Genomic DNA, 16,938 nt, shown 5'->3' with positions numbered 1-16,938 from the left:
TTCCGCGAGGAAGCCGTCGCGCGCGACTGGCTGAACGACGTCAGCCGCCGCTTCCGCACCCAATTCTCGAGCGCTCAGCGCGACGTGCAGACGGCGAACGGCTGGTATCGGTCGCGCTTCACCGGCATGACCCAGCAGTCAGCCGAGGCGGCGTGCGAGGCCCTGTCCGAGCGTCGCGTCACCTGCATGGTGATCCGCCCCAGCTGACCTCAGCGTCCAGACCTTAGCGTCCCTGGCCGTTGCGCCAGCCCGGCTCCGCCAGACGCCGCGCGTAATCACGCACGTCCAGGGGCCAGGCCTCCGTCCGGGCGTCGAACGCCGTCCAGTCGCCCGCGAACAGCATCCGCACGGCCTCTTCATAGTCCGGCAGATCGCCCGCCACGGCGGTCATGAAGCGATAGGCCGCCTCACGGCTGCGACGCATCCGATCCGGCGCGTCCGCCTCGCGAAGGGCGGTTTCGACCAGTTTGCGCAAGGCGACCGACGCCCCGCCCGGCTGGGACGCCAGCCAGTCCCAATGGCGGGGCAGCAAGGTGACTTCGCGCGCGGTCACGCCCAGCTTCGGCCGCCCCGGCCCGCGCTTCTCAGGTTCAGGCTGCGACGGCTCGGGCGGTAGTCGCGCCAGCACCGCCGCAAGATCGCCGCGCAAATCCAGGTCCACCGACTGCGCATCCTCATCCCGAAAGATCAGAACCGCCCGTCCGGAGTCGTGCGCGGCCTTCACCGCACCCGCGACCTGAGCCAACGGCCCGGTCGCGATCATCGTATGGCCGTCGAAGGCCGTGCACAGAGTCATAATCCATCCTCGCTTTGCTGAGGACAGAATTACCCGGATGATATTGTCGCGTCAATATTGCCCGGGTAATTTATTATCTCCGCTCGTCCACGCCCCCGAACAGGGCGCCGGCGATCCAGCTGACCACGCCAGTGACAATGGCGGCGCCGATCCCGGCCCACAGGCCATCGACGACGAAGCCGCCCAGGAACATGGCCGTCAGCCCGATCATGGCGGCGTTCACCACCAGCAGAAACAGACCGAAGGTGACGATGGTCAAAGGCAGCGTCAGGATCACCATCAGCGGCCGCACGAAGGCGTTGACCACGCCCAGAATGACCGCCGCCGCGATCAGCGAGCCGGTCGAGGTGAACTCCACCCCCGGCACCAGCTTAGCCGAGGCCCACAGACCGATCGCCGTGACCACGGCCTGAACAATGAAACCCAGCATGACGCCTCCAACTGAAGAACCTTGACCATATAAGCGCATATCGCGGCGTTCCGCTCCGTGCGCCGCACGAGATCGCCTGCTAGGCTGAGCGCCCTACCCCGAAGGAGACCCCCATGAGCCTTCACGGCGCCTACGACCCGGACAACATCTTCGCCAAGATCCTGCGCGGCGACATGCCCAGCGTGAAGGTGTGGGAGGACGACGACGTCCTGGCCTTCATGGACGTGTTTCCCCAGTCTGAGGGGCACGTCCTGGTCGTGTCCAAGACCTCGACCGCCCGCAACATCCTGGAGATCGAGCCCGAGACCCTGGCCAAGCTGACCGCCGCCGTCCAGCGCACGGCCCGCGCGGTCGAAAAGGCGCTGAAGCCCGAAGGCCTCAGCCTGATGCAGTTCAACGGCGACGCCGGCGGTCAGACGGTCTTCCACCTGCACTTCCACATCGTGCCCCGCTGGGCCGACCGCCCGATGAAGGGCCACGGCCACGCCCCCATGGCCGACGCCGAGCAGCTGAAAATCCTGGCGCAGAAGATCGCGGCCGCGCTGGACTGACCGCCTACAGCGGCCCCTTGAAGATGAAAAAGGCGCCGCCGGCGATCAGGACGAAGCCGATCAGGTGGTTCACCGTCAGCTTCTCTCCCAGATACATCACCGAGAAGATCGCGAAGACCAGCAGGGTGATTACCTCCTGCATGGTCTTCAACTCGGCCGCCGAATAGACCTGATGGCCGATGCGATTGGCGGGCACGGCCAGCCAGTATTCGAAGAAGGCGATCCCCCAGCTGATCAGAACCACGATCCACAGCGGCTTGGCCCCGAATTTCAGGTGGCCGTACCAGGCGAAGGTCATGAAGACGTTGGACAGCGCCAGCATGACGATGGGCGCGAGATAGGGCAGCGAAGGCATTCGATCAGTGTGCTTGCGTCAAAGAGATTCCGCCAGCATAAGGCGGGCCACGCCGGTTTAGCTCAGCTGGTAGAGCAGCGGTTTTGTAAACCGAAGGTCGCGGGTTCGATCCCTGCAACCGGCACCACCCTCTCCCGATCAGACCGGGAATGATCAGGCCCGCACGTCGCGAGATGCGACGCGGTTATCCGTATCGACGGATCGCGATTCCTCACGCTACCATCCGCCGACGACGTTCGACGCCCAGGGCCTTCGCTCGCCCGCCCGTTGTTTGGCCGCCCTAAAGGATGAAAATGCGAAAATTCACCCTCCTGCTCGCTCTGCTCGTGATGGTTCCGACGGCTGTCGAGGCCAAGCACGGCGGCAGAGGGTTCCGGACCCCGATCCCCAGCACCGCGCTACGGATTGGGTTCCGCTTTCTCAATCAATGACCGAATTGCTGAATAGAGGCTGGAAGATCATCTCGCATACCAACTATCGGACCGAGATGTACAACCCCAATACAGAGTCGTTCTCCTTCATTCTCACGAACGGCGACCGATACGTCCTCTGTATGATCGACGACCCGGTCATGAACAACTCCACCTCTAAATGCCGCGCTCTGAACTAGCAGAACACTGTTTTCAAACCGGCAGGACGGCGAACAGCCCGTCACGGCGTCCGCGAGACGAGGGCCCTCGCCTCCTCTCCCGCGCCTCAGGCGTTCGGCGTCCATACGTCGCAGGGCGAAGCATGGAGAGGCTTTGCAATATGCCGTCCATGTCTCCTGAAAATGAAATCTCTTTCCGCCGCATCACCTCTGAAAATGTCAGCGAAGTCTGCGAGTTGAGCGAAACTCTGTCGCCGGCGCAACGCGCTGTCGTCGCCGATAACGGCGTGTCCATCGCCGAGGGCTTCTGTTCCGAAGCGACATGGCTTCGGGCGATCTACCTGGACGAAACCCTCGTCGGCTTGGTCATGGTCAACGACGGCGACGAGTGGGACGACGGCATCGACTGCGACGGCCCCTATCTGTGGCGCCTGATGATCGCAGGTCCGCACCAGGGCGCGGGCGTCGGCCGCCGGGTCGTCGAGATGGTGAAGCAGCGCCTGCGTCGTCGCGGCTACGCCACGCTTTTCACCAGCTACGGCCTGGGCGAAGGCAGCCCCGAGGGCTTCTATCGCCGCCTGGGTTTCGTGCCCACGGGCGGTTTCTTCGGCGACGAGGTCGAGGTCTGCGCCACCCTGTAGGGCCCGTCGCGGCCCGAGTCGCGCTTGTCGCAGAGGGCGGAAGCCGCTAGGCCTTCGCCTTCTCCCCTTTTCGGCCCGTTTCCATCGCAACTTCGGCCGCCTCCCACATGTCCGAGACGACCAACAAGCTGGGTCACAGGATCCGCACACGGGGCGCCCGCACCCGGCGCGCCCTGCTGGACGCTCTGCGCAGACTGCTGAACAGCAAGCATCTGGGCGAAATCCGTCCCGCCGACGTGGCGGCGGCGGCGGGGGTGTCGGCGCCGACCTTCTACACCTACTTCGCTTCGGTCGAGGAAGGCCTGCTGCTGCTGTGCGAAGAAGCAGGCGAGGACTTCCAGCGGCTGGCTGCGCACATCCACGCCGACTGGTCCGGCGAGCGCGCCTTCGAGGCGGCGCGCGCCTATGTGCTGGAGGTTCTGGGCCTATGGAGCGATCACGGCCCGGTGCTGCGGGTCGAGCACATGCTGGCCGACATGGGCGAGCCCGCCTTCGCCGAGAGCCGCATCCGCCGCCTGCGTCGCCTGCACCTGGCGCTGGAGCGCCGCATCGCCCAGGCCCACGCCAGCGGCCTGCATCCCGAGGGGCTCAATCCCCGCCTGACCTCCTATGAGACGGCGAACCTGGTGGAATCCGTTGCGGCGGGCTTCGAACTGATGCGCCGCGCCGATACGCCGGAAGCCATCATCGACACCACCGCCCACATCGTGGTGAAGCTGACCACCGGGCGCTGACGCCCTCGCTTGGACAAGCTGTCCATTGCGACGGCGCCCTCATGGGCTAAAGCATGACCCTCGGCCAAGGAGTGCGTCATGTTCCGTCTTTCGTCCTTCCCCACGATCCGCCGCGCGTCCGGCCCGGCCGTCGTGCTGGCCGCCGCGCTAGCAGTCTCTCTGGGCCTCACGGCCTGCGGCCAAGGCGCCGAAGGTTCGGGAACGGGCGCGGCCGAAGCTCCCAAGCCCCCCGCGCTGACCGAGACAGAGAAAGCCGCCCTGCTGACCTCCCTGCCCGCCCCTTATGACAAGGCGGATCTGGAAAACGGCCGCCGCGCCTTCGCCCGCTGCCGTTCGTGCCACACCATCACGCCGGGCGGGCCGAACATGACGGGCCCCAACCTCTATGGCGTCTTCGGCAGCGAGGCGGGCGCTCGGGACAAGTACAGCTATTCCCACGCCCTGCGGACAGCGGACTTCACCTGGGACGCTGAGACCCTGGACCATTGGCTGCAGAACCCACGCACCTTCCTGCCCGGCAACAAGATGAGCTTCGCCGGCCTGCCCGACGCCACGGACCGTCGCGACGTGATCGCCTTCCTGAAGGTCGAGACGGGGTTCAAGCCGACCGGCGAGTGAGCAACGCCTAGCCTTCTCCCCTTGCGGGAGAAGGTGGCCGAGCGGAGCGAGGTCGGATGAGGGGTTGCGGGACGCCTGACGCGCGTCCCTTCATCTGATGTCGCAAAACCCCTCATCCGTCTGCCTTCGGCAGCCACCTTCTCCCACAAGGGGAGAAGGAAACTACTCCGCCGGGCTCATGTCCGGCTCGAGGCCGTCGCGCTTCTCCTGCGCTTCCCATTCCTCGATCTTGCGGGCGGTGTATTCCGGCGACTTGGTGAAGCGCGCCAGCACGCCGTAGATCACCGGCACCACGAACAGGGTCAGCACCGTCGCGAACATGGCGCCGGTGAAGATCACCACGCCGATGGTCTGACGGCTGCCCGCCCCTGCCCCTTGCCACAGCACCAGCGGCAGGGCGCCGAAGGCGGTGGCGATCGAGGTCATGATGATCGGACGCAGGCGCAGCGACGAGGACTCGATGATCGCCTCGCGGATGCTCCGCCCCTGATCGCGCAGCTGGTTGGCGAACTCGACGATCAGGATGCCGTTCTTGGCGGCCACGCCGATCAGGATGATCAGGCCGATCTGGCTGTAGATGTTCAGGCTGGAGCCCGCCATCAACAGACCGAACAGCCCGCCCGCCGCCGCCAGGGGCACCGTCAGCATGATGACCGCCGGGGTGATCCAGCTCTCGAACTGGGCCGCCAGCACCAGGAAGACCAGCAGCAGGGCCAGGGCGAAGGCCCAGCCGACGGCGCTGCCCGCCTCCTGCTGGTCGCGGGCGGCGCCGCCCCAGCGGATATTGGTCACGCCCTGCGGCTGCTTGGCGACCTCGGCGTTCAGGAACTGCACCGCGTCGTCAATGGTCATGCCGGGGTTGAGGTCAGCCGCCAGGGTGATCGCCCGCTGGCGATCCAGGCGGCGACGGTCCGGCGTATCGCCCGAAGTCTTGGTCGAGACCACGGCGGACAACGGCACCAGTTGGGCCGTGCCGGTCGAGACATAGAGCGACTCCAGGTCCGTCACTTCGCGGCGATTGTCGCGCTCGGTCTGCAGAATGACGTCGTATTCCTGACCGCCCTTGATGTAGGTCGTGGCGCGGCGCGAACCGAACATGGTTTCCAGCGTGCGGCCGATCTGTTGCGAGGAGACGCCCAGGGCGGCCGCCTTCTGCGGATCGACGTCGACCAGCAAGCGCGGCGCGTTCGGCTCATAGTTCAGGCGCGGACGCGAGAAGCCGGGGTTCTCCTGCGCCGCCGCCAGGATGGGCTGCAGCCAGTTGTAGATGGCGGCGTATTCCGAACCCGTGACGACCATCTCGACCGAGTTGGAGTTGCCGCCGCCGCGCTGGAAGGCGCCGGGCGTCGAGGCGTTGACCTGGGCGCCGGTCTGGTTGCGCAGCTTGCCGTTCAGCTCCTGGGCGATCTGGTCGGCCGAGCGGTCGCGCTCGGACCAGTCGGACAGGTTCAGGATGGCGCTGCCCGAGCTGAAGCCGGAACCGCCGAAACCGGGCGAGGACACCAGGAAGTTCGCCGCCTCGCCGTTCTCACGATACTCGGCCAGGATCGGCTCCAACCCCAGCATGATCTCGCGCGTGTAGTCGAAGCCCGTGCCCTCAGGCCCGGCGATGCGAAGCGTCACGCGCCCGCGGTCCTCGTTCGGCACCAGTTCGTTCGGCAGGTGCAGGAAAATGCCTGTAGCCCCCGCCGCGACCAGCACGATGACGGCCGCCACCCCGCCGACAGCGATGCGTCGGCCCAGCAGGGCGTCAAGCGAAGCTGCATAGGACCGCTTCAGGGCGTCCATGCCCGCATCCACGCGCCGCGCAACCCAGCCGCCGGTGTGCGCCGGCTTCAGGATCTTGGACGCCAGCATGGGCGACAGGCTGAGCGCCAGGAAGGCCGAGAAGGCCACGGCCGCTGCAATGGCCGCCGCCAGCTCCACGAACAGGCGCCCGACGTAGCCCGGCAGGAACAGCAGCGGCGCGAACACGGACAGCAGCACGATCGTCGTCGCCACGACGGCGAAGAAGACCTGACGCGCGCCGCGCTCGGCGGCCACCAACGGCGGCTCGCCGTGATCCAGACGGCGCTGGATGTTCTCGACCACGACGATGGCGTCATCGACGACCAGGCCGATGGCCAGCACCAGGGCCAGCAGGGTCAACAGGTTCAGCGAGAACCCCAGCGGCGCCAGGACGATGAAGGTGGCCAGAAGGCAGATAGGCGCCACCACCGACGGGATGATCGCCGCCCGCAGGCTGCCCAGGAAAATGAAGTTGACCAGGGCCACCAGGGCCATGGAGATGCCGATGGTGATCCACACCTCGTCGATGGCGTGCGAGGTGAAGACCGAGTTGTCGGAGCCGACCTCCAGCGTCGTGCCGGGCGGCAGGCTGTGGGCGACCTCCTCCATCAGCTTGCGCGCGCCTTCGGAGATCTGCAGATCGTTCGACTGGGCCTGACGGGTGACGGCCAGGCCGATCTGATCGACGCCGTTGCCGCGGAACAGGCGACGCGCCTCGGCGGGCGCCTCCTCGATCCGGGCGATGTCGCCCAGACGGGTGACGTAGGCGGCGTTGCCGATCAGGGCGCCGGTGACGCCGTTGGTCATGGCCGCCGAGGCCGCGCCCAGGGTGCCCGACGCCTGCGCGCCCGTGGCGGTCGAGGCCGAGCCGCGCGTGCCGATGGGCAGTTGGGCGAAATCGGCCGGGTCGGCGTAGTTGCGCGCCACGCGGACGGTATAGTCCTTCTGCGCCGACTCCAGCGCGCCTGCGGGCAGTTCGACGTTCTGGCTGTTCAGCGCATTCTCGACATCGGTGACGGTCAGCCCCCGCGCCGCCATGGCCCCGGCGTCCAGCCAGATGCGCATGGCGTAGCGTTGCTCGCCGAAGATGTTGACCTGAGCCACACCCGGCACGGTGGCGAAGCGGTCCACCAGATAGCGGCGGGCGTAGTCGGTCAGCTCCATTCGGTCCATCGTCGTGGAGCGCAGGAACATGATCATGATCGGCTGGCTGTCGGAATCGGCCTTGGCCACTTCCGGCGGGTCGGCCTGATCCGGCAAGCGGCCCAGCACGCGCGAGATGCGATCGCGCACGTCATTGGCCGCATCGTCGATATTGCGGTCCAGCGAGAACTCGATGTTCACGTTGGAGCGGCCGTCGCGGCTGGTCGAGTTGATACGCTCGACGCCCTGGATGCCGGCGATCTGCTGCTCGATCGGCTCGGTGATCCGGCTCTCGATCACCTCGGCCGAGGCGCCGGCGTAGTTGGTGCTGACCGACACGACCGGCGGGTCCACGTCCGGCAGTTCGCGCACGGGCAGGAAGAAGAAGGCCGCGGCGCCGATGACGCACAGGACGATGGCCGCCACCGCCGCAAAGACGGGGCGCCGGACCGAAACATCGGACAGCATCATGGGCGGGCCGCCTGCGACGCGCGTGCGCCGCCCTTGGCTGGAGCGCCGCGCTGCTGACCTTCGGCGCCTTCGACGGTGACGGGGGCGCCCGGTTGGATGCGGTTCAAGCCGGACGCGACGATGCGGTCGTTGTTGCCCAGACCCGAGACGATCTCGACAAAGCCGCTCTCGACGGCGCCGGTCTGGACCTCGACGCGCTGGGCGGTCGTGCCCGTTTCGCCGCGCGCGATGCGATAAACGAAGGCGCCCTGGCCCTCATACTGAACAGCCGCCTCAGGCACGGCCAGGCTCTGGCGGCGCCCCTGGTGGACGGCGACGCGCATCATCATGCCCGGGCGGATGCGGTTTCCGGGGTTGGGGAATTCGGCGCGGGCGATGACGGCGCGGGTCTGTTCATTGACCCGCGTATCCAGCAGGGCGATGCGGCCGTTGAACTCTTCGCCGGGGAAGGCGTCCGTGGTCGCCGTGATCGGCGCGCCCACGGGCAGGACGCCCAGATAGCGTTCCGGCATGGGGAAGTCGACGCGGACCCCGCTGGTGTCGTCCAGAGTGGTGATGACCGCGCCCGGCGAGATCAGGGTGCCCGGCGTGACCGACGTCAGGCCCAGCACGCCGGCGAAGGGCGCGCGCAGGATACGGTCTCCGCGACGCGCTTCCGACGCCGCCATGGCCGCCTGGGCCGTCTTCAGCGCCGTCTCGGCCGTCTCGGCCATGACGCGCGGCGCCACGCCGCGCTCAGCCAGGATGCGATAGCGGTCATATTCGCGCTGAGCGTTCTCCAGCTGGGCGCGCGCGCGGATCAGATCGGCGTCTTCCTCGCGCGCCTGCAACTCGACCAGGGGCGCCCCCGCCGCCACGGCCTGGCCGTCGGTGAACATGACCTTGGTCACCAGTTCGGTCGTGTTCGAGGTGATGTTGACCGAGCGGCGGCTGCGGGCCACGCCCAGCACGCGGATCTGGTCAGCGAATTCGCGACGCCCCGCCACGACCTCGGCGACGATCTGGCCGCGTCCGGCGCCCGGTCCCCCCGGACCGCGCTGCTGGCCTGCGTCACCGCCGCCGGCCGCGATCTTGATGATCGCCGCCACGACCATCAGCCCCAATACGCAGGCTGCGCCGATAATGAAAAAATGGCGTTTGAACACGCGACGCAGTCTCCCCGACAACAAGCGCCCCCGCTTAACGGGTCACCACCGTTACGCAAATAACGTATCTGTAACGTGGCGAACCTCGGATTCCGTCGCGGAAATCGGGACTAAAATCGACGCCAGATTCCGATGACAGGCCCTCTGCCCGCAGGAATTTCACGACCCGAAACGGCCTGTCGCCAGCCAGCCTGCAGCCGCCAGTCTCCGAACCGACGCACCACCGAGGCCTCCAGCGACAGCCAGCGCGCAGCGCCGTCGCCATCCGCCGCCCCGCCGAAGGCCTGCGCCATCACCATCCAGTCCTGGTTGAGGTGCGCCCCGGCCGTCGCATCCGCGCGCGTCTCGTCGGGCAAACCCGACCGCCAGCGCCGCGCCGCTTGGAGATCAATAAACCCGCGATCAAAGGATCGCCCCGCCAGAAGCCGCACCTCGACGTCGCTATCTCCCGCGCCCGGCGGAGCGTAGCCGGCGTTGCGTCCCGCCCCGCCCTCGGCGTAGCCGACATAGAGGGCCGCGACGTTGCGATCGTCGCGATAGGCCTGCCAGCGCACACCCATCTCGATCGGCCCCAGCCCCTGATAGTCGAGGAACTCGTCGCGCCCGTCCTGCCATTCGCCCTTGGCTTGAAGAGTGAAGCGGTCGCTCAAGCCATATTCGACGAACACGCTGGCCGCGATGTCGCGCCGCCCGCCCGGCAAGTCGGCCCGCCCGCCGTCGGAGGCGAAATAGTCCTCGGCGCGGATAGTCTCGTATTTGACGATGATCTCGCCCTGCCCCTTCGGCAGATTCCAGGCGCCGGCGTGGGCCGCCTCAGCGCCGGACAGCGCAACCAATCCGACCCAAAGGCCGACGCCTCCCCTCTCTCGCACGGCCCCACCCCTTGCTAGATGTCGTAACCGGGCGATTTTCGCTGCAACTGGCGCAGGGCGCCGGGCCAGGCCAGGGAAGAGATGAAGCCGATTCCCCGGCCCTGCTCCTTGGTTTCGGCCTGGGCGGCGTCAGGCGCGATCAGAACGTTGTCGCGTCCCGCCGACAGAGCCGCGACCTGCTGGGCGCAGGCGCGTTCCAGGAAGAAGATCCCAACCCAGGCCTCCGCCGCCGTGTTTCCGACCGCCAGGGTGCCGTGATTGCGCAGCAGCATCAGCGGCTTGTCGCCCAGGTCCGCCACCAGCCGCTCGCGCTCGTCGTGGTTCAGGGCCAGGCCTTCATAGCCATGATAGGCGACCTGATGCTGCAGCAGGCAGGCGTTCTGGCTGATCGGCAGCAGGCCGTCCTTCTGCGCCGCGACGCCCACGCCGTTCACGGTGTGCAGATGAATGACGAAATGCGCCTCTTCGCGCGCCGCATGGACCGCCGAATGGATGGTGAAGCCCGCCGGGTTGATGAAGCTGGTCGTGTCCTGAACGACATTGCCGTCCAGATCGACCTTCACCAGGGAAGAGGCTGTAATTTCATCGAAATACCAGCCGTATGGATTGATGAGGAAGTGATGCTCCGGTCCCGGCACGCGGGCCGAGATATGGGTGAAGATCATGTCGTCCCACCCGTTCAGCGCCACCAGGCGGTACAGCGCGGCCAGTTCGACCCGCACCTTCCACTCCGCCTCGGAAACCTGGGATTTGAGCGATCGCGCCGCGTCCGTCATTGGCCTTCCCCTTATCAGCGTTCAGATGAGCCTCTCTCCGCTCCGGCCCGGCGTCAAGTCGCCGACCGCCGCCGAAAGGCTCGAAACGGAAGACTTCATTAACCCTGTTTTCATCGACACGAGCGAACACTGTCCGCCGGCGGCGCGGCCGCATCGTCAGGGGGATGTTTCGTGGACTCAATCGAGGCGTTCGCGCCCTCCCCGCGTAGCGAGCCCCTGCCGCTGGCCAGCCTTCACCAACTGATCGATTTGGCCGCCGGACGGCCGCCGGAAGAACAGCAGCGCCTGTTGCTGGGCGTGGCGGACCTCTACTGCTCGGTCGGCGGCCAGGCTGGCGCGCCGCCTGCCCTGACCGAGGTCTTCGTCGCCATGGTCCGCGCCGCCGAGCAGGATATCCGCCGCGCCCTGGCCGAACGTCTAGCGGACGCCGCCTGGGCGCCGGCGGACCTGGTGCGCCTGCTGGCCGCCGACGCCATAGAGATCGCCCGCCCGGTGATCGCCGCCAGCCCCCTGCTGCTCGACGCCGACCTACTGACCCTGCTGGAAGAAGCCTCGCTGGACCATCAGGTTCAGGTGGCCCTTCGCCCTGACCTCGGCCCCCTGCCCGCCCGCGCCATCCTCGATCGCGGCGAGCCGGCCGTCCTGACCGCCCTGGCCGTCAACGGGACGGCGCGGCTGGAAGCCGCCGACATGGCTCGATTGGTGGAGCAGGCGCGGTCCATCGCCGCCCTGCGCGCGCCGCTGACGCGACATCCCCGGTTGAACGAGGATCTGGCCCTGCGTCTCTATCAGTGGGTCGGCGAGGCCCTGAAGCAGGCCATCTCCCAGCGCTTCAGCCTGGACGCCGCCGCGCTGGCGACGGCAGTCGCCGCAGCGGCCCAGCAAGCGGCCGAGACCACGCCCGATCACGCCGCCGCCCAGTTGGCCGCCAAGCTGCATGCGGCGGGACAACTGCGCCCCGCCACCCTGATGCGGGCGCTGCGGGAAGAGAAACTCGACCTCTTCGTCCACGCCCTGACCATGCTGAGCGGTCTGGAGACCGAAGCTTTACGGCGCGCCCTGCGCGGCGACACCGCCCGACCGCTGTTTCTGGCCTGCACCGCTGCGGGGCTGGATCGCGCCGCCTTCCCCGCCCTGCTGCGCGAGGTTCGTCGGTTGAACCACGGCCTGCCGCATGATCCTGACGGCGAGGCCTGGCGCCCGGCGCAGCGGTCGACCACGCAGGCGGCCTATGAATTTCGTCTGCTGATGGCGCCTGAAGGCGGGTCGACCGTTTGACAGCGCGCCTCCGCTCCGCTTGCGTAGCGCCGTGACTCAGTCGTTCCACCCCACCGCCATCACCTTCGTCGCCAGCGACCGGCCCGAGGCCGAAGCCGCCCGCCAGCGGTTGAGCGAACGCTATGGCTCGGTTCCCGCCGCCGAGGCCGAAGTCATCGTCGCCCTGGGCGGCGACGGCTTCATGCTGGAGACCCTGCACAACAATCTGCAGCTGCGCACCCCCGTCTATGGGATGAACCGCGGCTCCGTCGGATTCCTGATGAACGACTATGAGGAAGACGACCTGCTGGATCGTCTGGCCCAGGCTGACCGCACGGTGCTGCATCCGTTGCAGATGGACGCCTGGGTCGAAAGCGGCCAGGTCCACAGCGGCCTGGCCATCAATGAAGTCTCCCTGCTCCGCCAGACGCGCCAGAGCGCCAAGCTGCGCATCAGCATCAACGACAAGGTGCGGCTGGAGGAGCTGACCTGCGACGGCTGCCTGGTGGCGACGCCAGCCGGGTCGACCGCCTATAATCTGTCGGCGCACGGGCCGATCATTCCCCTGGACGCGCCCAGCCTGGCGCTGACGCCGATCAGCGCCTTCCGCCCCCGGCGCTGGCGCGGCGCCCTGCTGTCGCACACGGCGCGGGTGCGCTTCGACGTACTAGAGCCGGACAAGCGGCCAGTCAGCGCCACCGCCGACAATTTCGAGGTGCGCCGCGTCTCGCGCGTCGAGGTGCGGGAGCGTCGCGACATCACCCTGACCATGCTGTTCGATTCAGGCCGCTCATATGAAGAGCGCGTCATGGCCGAACAATTCGCCGCCTGAACTGTAAAATAGTCGAGGCGCCGTCACCGGATTTTAAGCCTCTGCGCGACAAAATGGCCGCTGTTGTTGAGGAGCCGCCCGTGACCAACCAAGTCATCCGCCCGCCCAATCCCCTGCGCGCCAAGGTCGGCGGCGGCTTCGGCGGCATTGACGCCAACGCCATCGCCAGGGCCGAGGAGGCGCTGAAGGCCATGTCGGCTCAGTTCGGCCAGTGGTTGAACGACGAGGTGGTCAGGCTGGACAAGGCTCAGTCCGACATCCGCAGCCAGGGCTACACGCCCGAAACGGCTGAGGCCCTCTATTTCCGCGCCCACGACCTCAAGGGGCTGGGGACCACATACGAATACCCGCTGGTCACGCGCATCGCCGCCTCGCTCTGCCGGATGCTGGACGACGCCGACAAGCGGATGCAGGCCCCCCTGGCCGTGGTCGACGCCCACATCGACGCCATCAAGGCCGTGGTCCGCGACAAGATCCAGACCGACGACCATCCTGTCGGACGCGATCTGGTTGAAACCCTGGAAGCCCGTGCGGCGGAGCACCTGGGCTAAAGCCGACTGATGGATTGAGCGCGGCTCAGGCCGCGCTGACGGCGCCGCGCCAGCCGTCGTCAGCCGGGCGGTCCAGCCGCTCCAGCAGATAGGCCAAATCCTCACGCGCGGCGTCGGGACGCTGACTCAGGAACCGCTCCAGCATCCGTTGACGGAAGACGGCGCTTCCGGTGTCCCCGCCTTCGGCCTGGAGCGCCCGCCAGGTGTCGACCCCGGCGCGGAAGGCTTGGAACAGACGTGGCGGCATGCCCGCACGGTCGTAGATGGCCTTGAGTCCCAGAGGCCCGGCGTCATGCACCATCAGCCAGGCGCGATGATGCGGCGTACCCGCCAACTCGGCCAGGGCGTGCTCGAACAGGCCGATCTGCCCCCGCGCCAAGGACCGCAGCAACAGAGACGGCGTCAGCACCCGGCGGCGGTTCAGCCCGGCCACAAAGGTCGGCAGATCATCCGTCACACGAGCCTGGTCCACCAGGTCGATCGTGGCCCGCTCCCGCGCGAAGTCGGCGAACTGGATAGCGGTCTCAGGCGTCAGAGCGTGGCGGGTGATCAGGTGTTCGCGCACAGCCTCGCTGGCCAGAACCACCAGCCGCTCGGTCGCGGACAGCGGCAGAACCTGACGATAGGCCAGGGCCGAAATCACCTCCGGCGCATCGCTGAATCGATCCAGGGCGACGCCAAGCGCAGCCTCGGACAGATCGGCGTTGTCGTTTGCGGCCAGGGCGGCCACCGCCTCCTGCCTGCCTTCGGCGACCAAAACCGACGCCACATCGCGCGGCACGCGCGGGCGGGACGCCACCGCCACCTGGCGCAGCGCCGTCCCGGCGCGCACGATCTCGATCAGGTCGTCGTCAGTGAAGGCCGGGCAGCTGTTGATGATAGGCAGGGCCACGCTGTCCACATCGCCGGCCAGCCTGCGCGCCGCCTCGCGCGGCATGATGTCCGAAGCCTTCAGCGTCACCGCCACGGCCCGTCGCACCAGTTCCGCCGCATCGGCCGCCAGCACGCTCAGAATCTTTTGCGCCGCCTCGCGCTCCACGTCATCCAGCGCCATGCGGTCGATGCTGCGGCACAATTTATGAGCGGCGGCCGCGCGCTCGTCCTCCAGATCAGACTTGATCAGGCGCCGTATGTCGCTTTCCGTCAGTCTGGCGCGGTAGGCGGTCATGGCTCGAAGGCTCAGGGTTGGCGAGGAATCAATCGTCACCCCTAGCGTTACATAGTTAACACCCTCTTAGGAATAAGGCGGAAGCGTGGTCACGCCACCTTATCCGGCGGCGGAGCGAATGCGCCTCCGAATCCGCCGCCTGATCCCTGCCCGTCCTGGCCCAGCAACAGCGCCAGAAGGCTCTGATCCTGCTTCAAGCGGTCCATGCGCGCGGCCAGCATTCGGTCCTTTTCGCTCAGCTCCGGCGCCGCCTTGGCCGCCCCGCCGCTGCCGACGCCGACCGCCGGGAAGGCCTCGCCCGCCGTGCGCTGCAGATTGGCGTGCACCTCGGCCGCCGTCGCCGCTCGGCCATTGCGATAGAAGATCGAACGGTTGGCCGAAGCCGCTTCGGGGAACAGGGCCACCGCGCTGGTCTGCGGCCGCGACTGCACCGCCTCCAGCAGCTTGGCCGCGCCCGCCGGACCCAGGAAGTGCGCGGCGTACAGGTCGCCCGCCCCTGGCTCGCGCCCCGTGCGGCCGCGCAGATAGGCCGCGTTGGAGGCCGTCAGCTCCCCCGCCATGGTCGAGGCGGCCTGAGGATCGAAGCGAAGGTCCAACACGACGTTGCGAGCCGAGCCGCGCACCTGCCAGCGCCCGTCGCCGCCCTGATAGATCAGGTCAGCGTACTGGCCGTAGCCGTGCTTGGCGCCGTGCCGCTTCACCGTGCCCAGCCAGGTCTGCTCGATGAACTGGAACAGGCCCGAGGCCGAGGACGTGGGCGCCCGCGCATTGGGATTCATCGCGCTTTCGCGACGCGCGGTCTTCATCAGGAAATCGAAGTCCACGCCGGTCGAGGTCGAGGCGCGCCGGATCGCCGCCTCCACGCCGCCGGATGATGGAATCGCTTTCACGGTCATATGTGAACGGTCGCTAACCTCGGTAAACGAAAGCTTAACGCAGCGCCCCTGCCGTTAACAATTCCAAGCGCCACAATAAGGCCGCAAGCGAAGCGCGAACTCTGTTCCGTGGGTGCTGGGGAGGGCCTGCGACAGGAGGCGCGTAAGTCATGATGATGCGTATCGCCGGGGGCCACGGCGTGGTCAGCCCCCTCGACTTCCAGCAACGCAAGAAGCCCCTGCCCCGATGGGTGTGGGCGATGATCACCGCCTCGGCTCTGGTGCATGTCGGCGCCGGCGTCTGGCTGTATCAGCAACGCTTCGAACTGGCCGACGCCCCCGCGTCCTTGGAAGACCTGCCCACGACGATCGTGGAGCTGACGCCCAGGGTCAAACCGCCCGAGCCGAAGACGGCCTCGCCCGCGCCGACGCCGCCGATCCATCGGCCGACGCAGGTCATGCCCAGCGACGTCGCCCCGCTGGAGGTTCCGGTCGCCCCCGTCGTCAGCCATGACGCCGGGCCGGTCATCAATCTGACCGAACCTGCGACCGAGCCTGCGGCCGGAACGACGGTCACGCCCGAACCGCCGAAACCCGTCCCGGTCATCACCCAGCCCGACTGGGTGCGGAAGCCGACGGCGGATCAACTGATGCGCGCCTATCCCTCGGCGGCTGAGGCGCGCGGGATCGGCGGCGTCGCCGAACTGTCCTGTCTGGTGCGGGTGGACGGCAGCCTGACCGGCTGTTCCGTCACCTCGGAAACGCCGGGCAATCAGGGCTTCGGCCGGGCGGCGGTGAGCCTGAGCCGCTACTTCCGCCTCAGCCCGCGCACGGTGGACGGACAGGCCGTCGACGGCGCGCGCGTCACCATGGCGATCCGCTTCGACCTGCCCAAGGACTAAAGGAACCGCGAGGGATGGAGGGCCGGCTCGGCGACGGGTCGGCCCTCTGTCGCATCCGCGACGACCGCGCTGACCAGCGGCCCCAACAGCCAGCCGTTGCGACGCGGCCCCAGCGCGACATGAAGACCCGGCGCAACCTGTCCAGCTATCGGCAGGCCGTCCGGCGTCGTCCCTCGCACCCCCGCACGCCAGTCGATGGTCAGGGGACGCGGCGCCTGGCCCAGCACCTTCCATGCAGCGGCCAGCATGGCGTCGCAGCGCGCGGCGTCGGGCGTCACCGAGCGCTCGCCCGGCTCCATCGTCGCCCCGATCACGCTGCCCTCGCCCATCGGCGCGACATAGGCGCCCGGCCCGCGCACGACGTGATCGACCAGCTTCTCGCTCACCAGACCGATCTGACCGCGAATGGGCGTGATGCAGGCGACCGCCGCGCGCGCTTCGGGC

At 67.8% G+C, this 16,938-nt stretch carries 19 protein-coding genes and 1 tRNA gene; 10 read left to right on the top strand and 10 right to left on the bottom strand.

Annotation, left to right across the window (positions count from 1 at the left end; all coding sequences use genetic code 11):
- The coding region (locus BDIM_RS18390; RefSeq protein ID WP_040345039.1) for an SPOR domain-containing protein at positions 1–207 on the top strand (207 nt) is incomplete at its 5' end.
- A 16-nt stretch (positions 208–223) separates the two neighbouring features.
- Here the strand turns inward: BDIM_RS18390 and BDIM_RS04785 are convergent.
- Both BDIM_RS04785 and BDIM_RS04780 read right to left on the bottom strand, forming a co-directional pair.
- On the bottom strand, positions 224–796 hold the full coding sequence (locus BDIM_RS04785; RefSeq protein WP_003164437.1) for a DUF2239 family protein: 573 nt from the start codon (positions 794–796) through the stop codon (positions 224–226).
- Positions 797–869: 73 nt separating this feature from the next.
- Positions 870–1,226 (bottom strand): phage holin family protein, encoded by a 357-nt coding sequence (locus tag BDIM_RS04780; RefSeq protein ID WP_003164436.1) that lies wholly within the window; start codon positions 1,224–1,226, stop codon positions 870–872.
- Positions 1,227–1,339: 113 nt separating this feature from the next.
- Here BDIM_RS04780 and BDIM_RS04775 point away from each other — a divergent pair, with 113 nt between their 5' ends.
- Positions 1,340–1,777, top strand: coding sequence for an HIT family protein (locus tag BDIM_RS04775; protein WP_003164435.1), 438 nt, complete (start codon positions 1,340–1,342; stop codon positions 1,775–1,777).
- A gap of 4 nt (positions 1,778–1,781) precedes the next feature.
- Here BDIM_RS04775 and BDIM_RS04770 read toward each other — a convergent pair whose 3' ends face one another.
- A complete protein-coding gene (locus tag BDIM_RS04770; RefSeq protein ID WP_003164434.1) occupies positions 1,782–2,132 on the bottom strand; it encodes a DMT family protein in 351 nt (116 codons plus the stop codon).
- A gap of 51 nt (positions 2,133–2,183) precedes the next feature.
- On the opposite strand from BDIM_RS04770, the gene BDIM_RS04765 reads away from it, so the two are divergent.
- The 4 genes from BDIM_RS04765 (at position 2,184) to BDIM_RS04745 (ending at position 4,714) form a co-directional block, all read left to right on the top strand.
- A tRNA-Thr gene (locus BDIM_RS04765) sits at positions 2,184–2,259 on the top strand.
- Positions 2,260–2,891: 632 nt separating this feature from the next.
- The gene (locus tag BDIM_RS04755; protein ID WP_198398654.1) at positions 2,892–3,362 is read left to right on the top strand and encodes a GNAT family N-acetyltransferase; all 471 of its coding nucleotides are present in this window, start codon (positions 2,892–2,894) and stop codon (positions 3,360–3,362) included.
- 107 nt (positions 3,363–3,469) lie between these two features.
- On the top strand, positions 3,470–4,096 hold the full coding sequence (locus tag BDIM_RS04750; protein WP_003164430.1) for a TetR family transcriptional regulator: 627 nt from the start codon (positions 3,470–3,472) through the stop codon (positions 4,094–4,096).
- A gap of 78 nt (positions 4,097–4,174) precedes the next feature.
- The gene (locus tag BDIM_RS04745; RefSeq protein ID WP_050796619.1) at positions 4,175–4,714 is read left to right on the top strand and encodes a c-type cytochrome; all 540 of its coding nucleotides are present in this window, start codon (positions 4,175–4,177) and stop codon (positions 4,712–4,714) included.
- 162 nt (positions 4,715–4,876) lie between these two features.
- Here the strand turns inward: BDIM_RS04745 and BDIM_RS04740 are convergent, their stop codons facing one another.
- From BDIM_RS04740 to BDIM_RS04725, 4 genes are all read right to left on the bottom strand, one after another.
- Positions 4,877–8,113 carry an efflux RND transporter permease subunit gene (locus tag BDIM_RS04740; protein ID WP_003164428.1) on the bottom strand — a complete coding sequence of 1,079 codons (3,237 nt, stop codon included), beginning with the start codon at positions 8,111–8,113 and terminating at the stop codon, positions 4,877–4,879.
- The gene (locus tag BDIM_RS04735; RefSeq protein ID WP_003164427.1) at positions 8,113–9,261 is read right to left on the bottom strand and encodes an efflux RND transporter periplasmic adaptor subunit; all 1,149 of its coding nucleotides are present in this window, start codon (positions 9,259–9,261) and stop codon (positions 8,113–8,115) included. The genes BDIM_RS04740 and BDIM_RS04735 overlap by 1 nt, the downstream gene beginning before the upstream one ends.
- Before the next feature lie 110 nt (positions 9,262–9,371).
- A complete protein-coding gene (locus BDIM_RS04730; protein WP_003164426.1) occupies positions 9,372–10,097 on the bottom strand; it encodes a hypothetical protein in 726 nt (241 codons plus the stop codon).
- A gap of 50 nt (positions 10,098–10,147) precedes the next feature.
- Complete coding sequence (locus BDIM_RS04725) at positions 10,148–10,909, bottom strand: class II aldolase/adducin family protein (RefSeq protein WP_003164425.1); 762 nt, start codon at positions 10,907–10,909, stop codon at positions 10,148–10,150.
- Between the two features lie 171 nt (positions 10,910–11,080).
- Here BDIM_RS04725 and BDIM_RS04720 point away from each other — a divergent pair, with 171 nt between their 5' ends.
- The 3 genes from BDIM_RS04720 to BDIM_RS04710 are packed head-to-tail and all read left to right on the top strand — an operon-like array spanning position 11,081 to position 13,549.
- A complete protein-coding gene (locus BDIM_RS04720) occupies positions 11,081–12,187 on the top strand; it encodes a DUF2336 domain-containing protein (RefSeq protein WP_003164424.1) in 1,107 nt (368 codons plus the stop codon).
- 31 nt (positions 12,188–12,218) lie between these two features.
- Positions 12,219–12,998, top strand: a complete 780-nt coding sequence (locus tag BDIM_RS04715) for an NAD kinase (protein WP_003164423.1) — start codon at positions 12,219–12,221, stop codon at positions 12,996–12,998.
- A 53-nt stretch (positions 12,999–13,051) separates the two neighbouring features.
- Entirely contained in the window at positions 13,052–13,549 is a 498-nt protein-coding gene (locus BDIM_RS04710; protein ID WP_003164422.1) for a hypothetical protein, read from the top strand.
- Positions 13,550–13,574: 25 nt separating this feature from the next.
- Here the strand turns inward: BDIM_RS04710 and spbR are convergent, their stop codons facing one another.
- Together spbR and BDIM_RS04700 are read right to left on the bottom strand one after the other, a co-directional pair.
- Entirely contained in the window at positions 13,575–14,717 is a 1,143-nt protein-coding gene (spbR, locus tag BDIM_RS04705) for a SpbR family protein (RefSeq protein ID WP_003164421.1), read from the bottom strand.
- Positions 14,718–14,806: 89 nt separating this feature from the next.
- Entirely contained in the window at positions 14,807–15,613 is an 807-nt protein-coding gene (locus BDIM_RS04700; RefSeq protein WP_040345036.1) for a transglycosylase SLT domain-containing protein, read from the bottom strand.
- Positions 15,614–15,762: 149 nt separating this feature from the next.
- Here BDIM_RS04700 and BDIM_RS04695 point away from each other — a divergent pair, with 149 nt between their 5' ends.
- Positions 15,763–16,494, top strand: coding sequence for an energy transducer TonB family protein (locus BDIM_RS04695; RefSeq protein ID WP_040345034.1), 732 nt, complete (start codon positions 15,763–15,765; stop codon positions 16,492–16,494).
- Here BDIM_RS04695 and BDIM_RS18385 read toward each other — a convergent pair.
- On the bottom strand, positions 16,491–16,938 hold a 448-nt coding region (locus tag BDIM_RS18385; protein ID WP_040345033.1), incomplete at its 5' end, for an NAD(P)/FAD-dependent oxidoreductase. The two genes, BDIM_RS04695 and BDIM_RS18385, sit on opposite strands and share 4 nt — an antisense overlap.

This window comes from Brevundimonas diminuta ATCC 11568, from assembly GCF_000204035.1.
Classification (GTDB): Bacteria; Pseudomonadota; Alphaproteobacteria; order Caulobacterales; family Caulobacteraceae; genus Brevundimonas; species Brevundimonas diminuta.
The sequence above is the reverse complement of the archived record's forward strand: the minus strand, read 5'-3'. Positions and strand labels throughout refer to the sequence as shown.

What these genes read in the sequence shown, in the direction of transcription:
- BDIM_RS04740 (WP_003164428.1), bottom strand. Translation starts at nt 8,113, where the DNA reads ATGCTGTCCGATGTTTCGGTCCGGCGCCCCGTCTTTGCGGCGGTGGCG.
- BDIM_RS04750 (WP_003164430.1), top strand. Translation starts at nt 3,470, where the DNA reads ATGTCCGAGACGACCAACAAGCTGGGTCACAGGATCCGCACACGGGGC.
- BDIM_RS04780 (WP_003164436.1), bottom strand. Translation starts at nt 1,226, where the DNA reads ATGCTGGGTTTCATTGTTCAGGCCGTGGTCACGGCGATCGGTCTGTGG.
- BDIM_RS04745 (WP_050796619.1), top strand. Translation starts at nt 4,175, where the DNA reads ATGTTCCGTCTTTCGTCCTTCCCCACGATCCGCCGCGCGTCCGGCCCG.
- BDIM_RS04785 (WP_003164437.1), bottom strand. Translation starts at nt 796, where the DNA reads ATGACTCTGTGCACGGCCTTCGACGGCCATACGATGATCGCGACCGGG.
- BDIM_RS04700 (WP_040345036.1), bottom strand. Translation starts at nt 15,613, where the DNA reads ATGACCGTGAAAGCGATTCCATCATCCGGCGGCGTGGAGGCGGCGATC.
- BDIM_RS04710 (WP_003164422.1), top strand. Translation starts at nt 13,052, where the DNA reads ATGGCCGCTGTTGTTGAGGAGCCGCCCGTGACCAACCAAGTCATCCGC.
- BDIM_RS04770 (WP_003164434.1), bottom strand. Translation starts at nt 2,132, where the DNA reads ATGCCTTCGCTGCCCTATCTCGCGCCCATCGTCATGCTGGCGCTGTCC.
- BDIM_RS04695 (WP_040345034.1), top strand. Translation starts at nt 15,763, where the DNA reads ATGATGATGCGTATCGCCGGGGGCCACGGCGTGGTCAGCCCCCTCGAC.
- BDIM_RS04755 (WP_198398654.1), top strand. Translation starts at nt 2,892, where the DNA reads ATGTCTCCTGAAAATGAAATCTCTTTCCGCCGCATCACCTCTGAAAAT.
- spbR (WP_003164421.1), bottom strand. Translation starts at nt 14,717, where the DNA reads ATGACCGCCTACCGCGCCAGACTGACGGAAAGCGACATACGGCGCCTG.
- BDIM_RS04775 (WP_003164435.1), top strand. Translation starts at nt 1,340, where the DNA reads ATGAGCCTTCACGGCGCCTACGACCCGGACAACATCTTCGCCAAGATC.
- BDIM_RS04725 (WP_003164425.1), bottom strand. Translation starts at nt 10,909, where the DNA reads ATGACGGACGCGGCGCGATCGCTCAAATCCCAGGTTTCCGAGGCGGAG.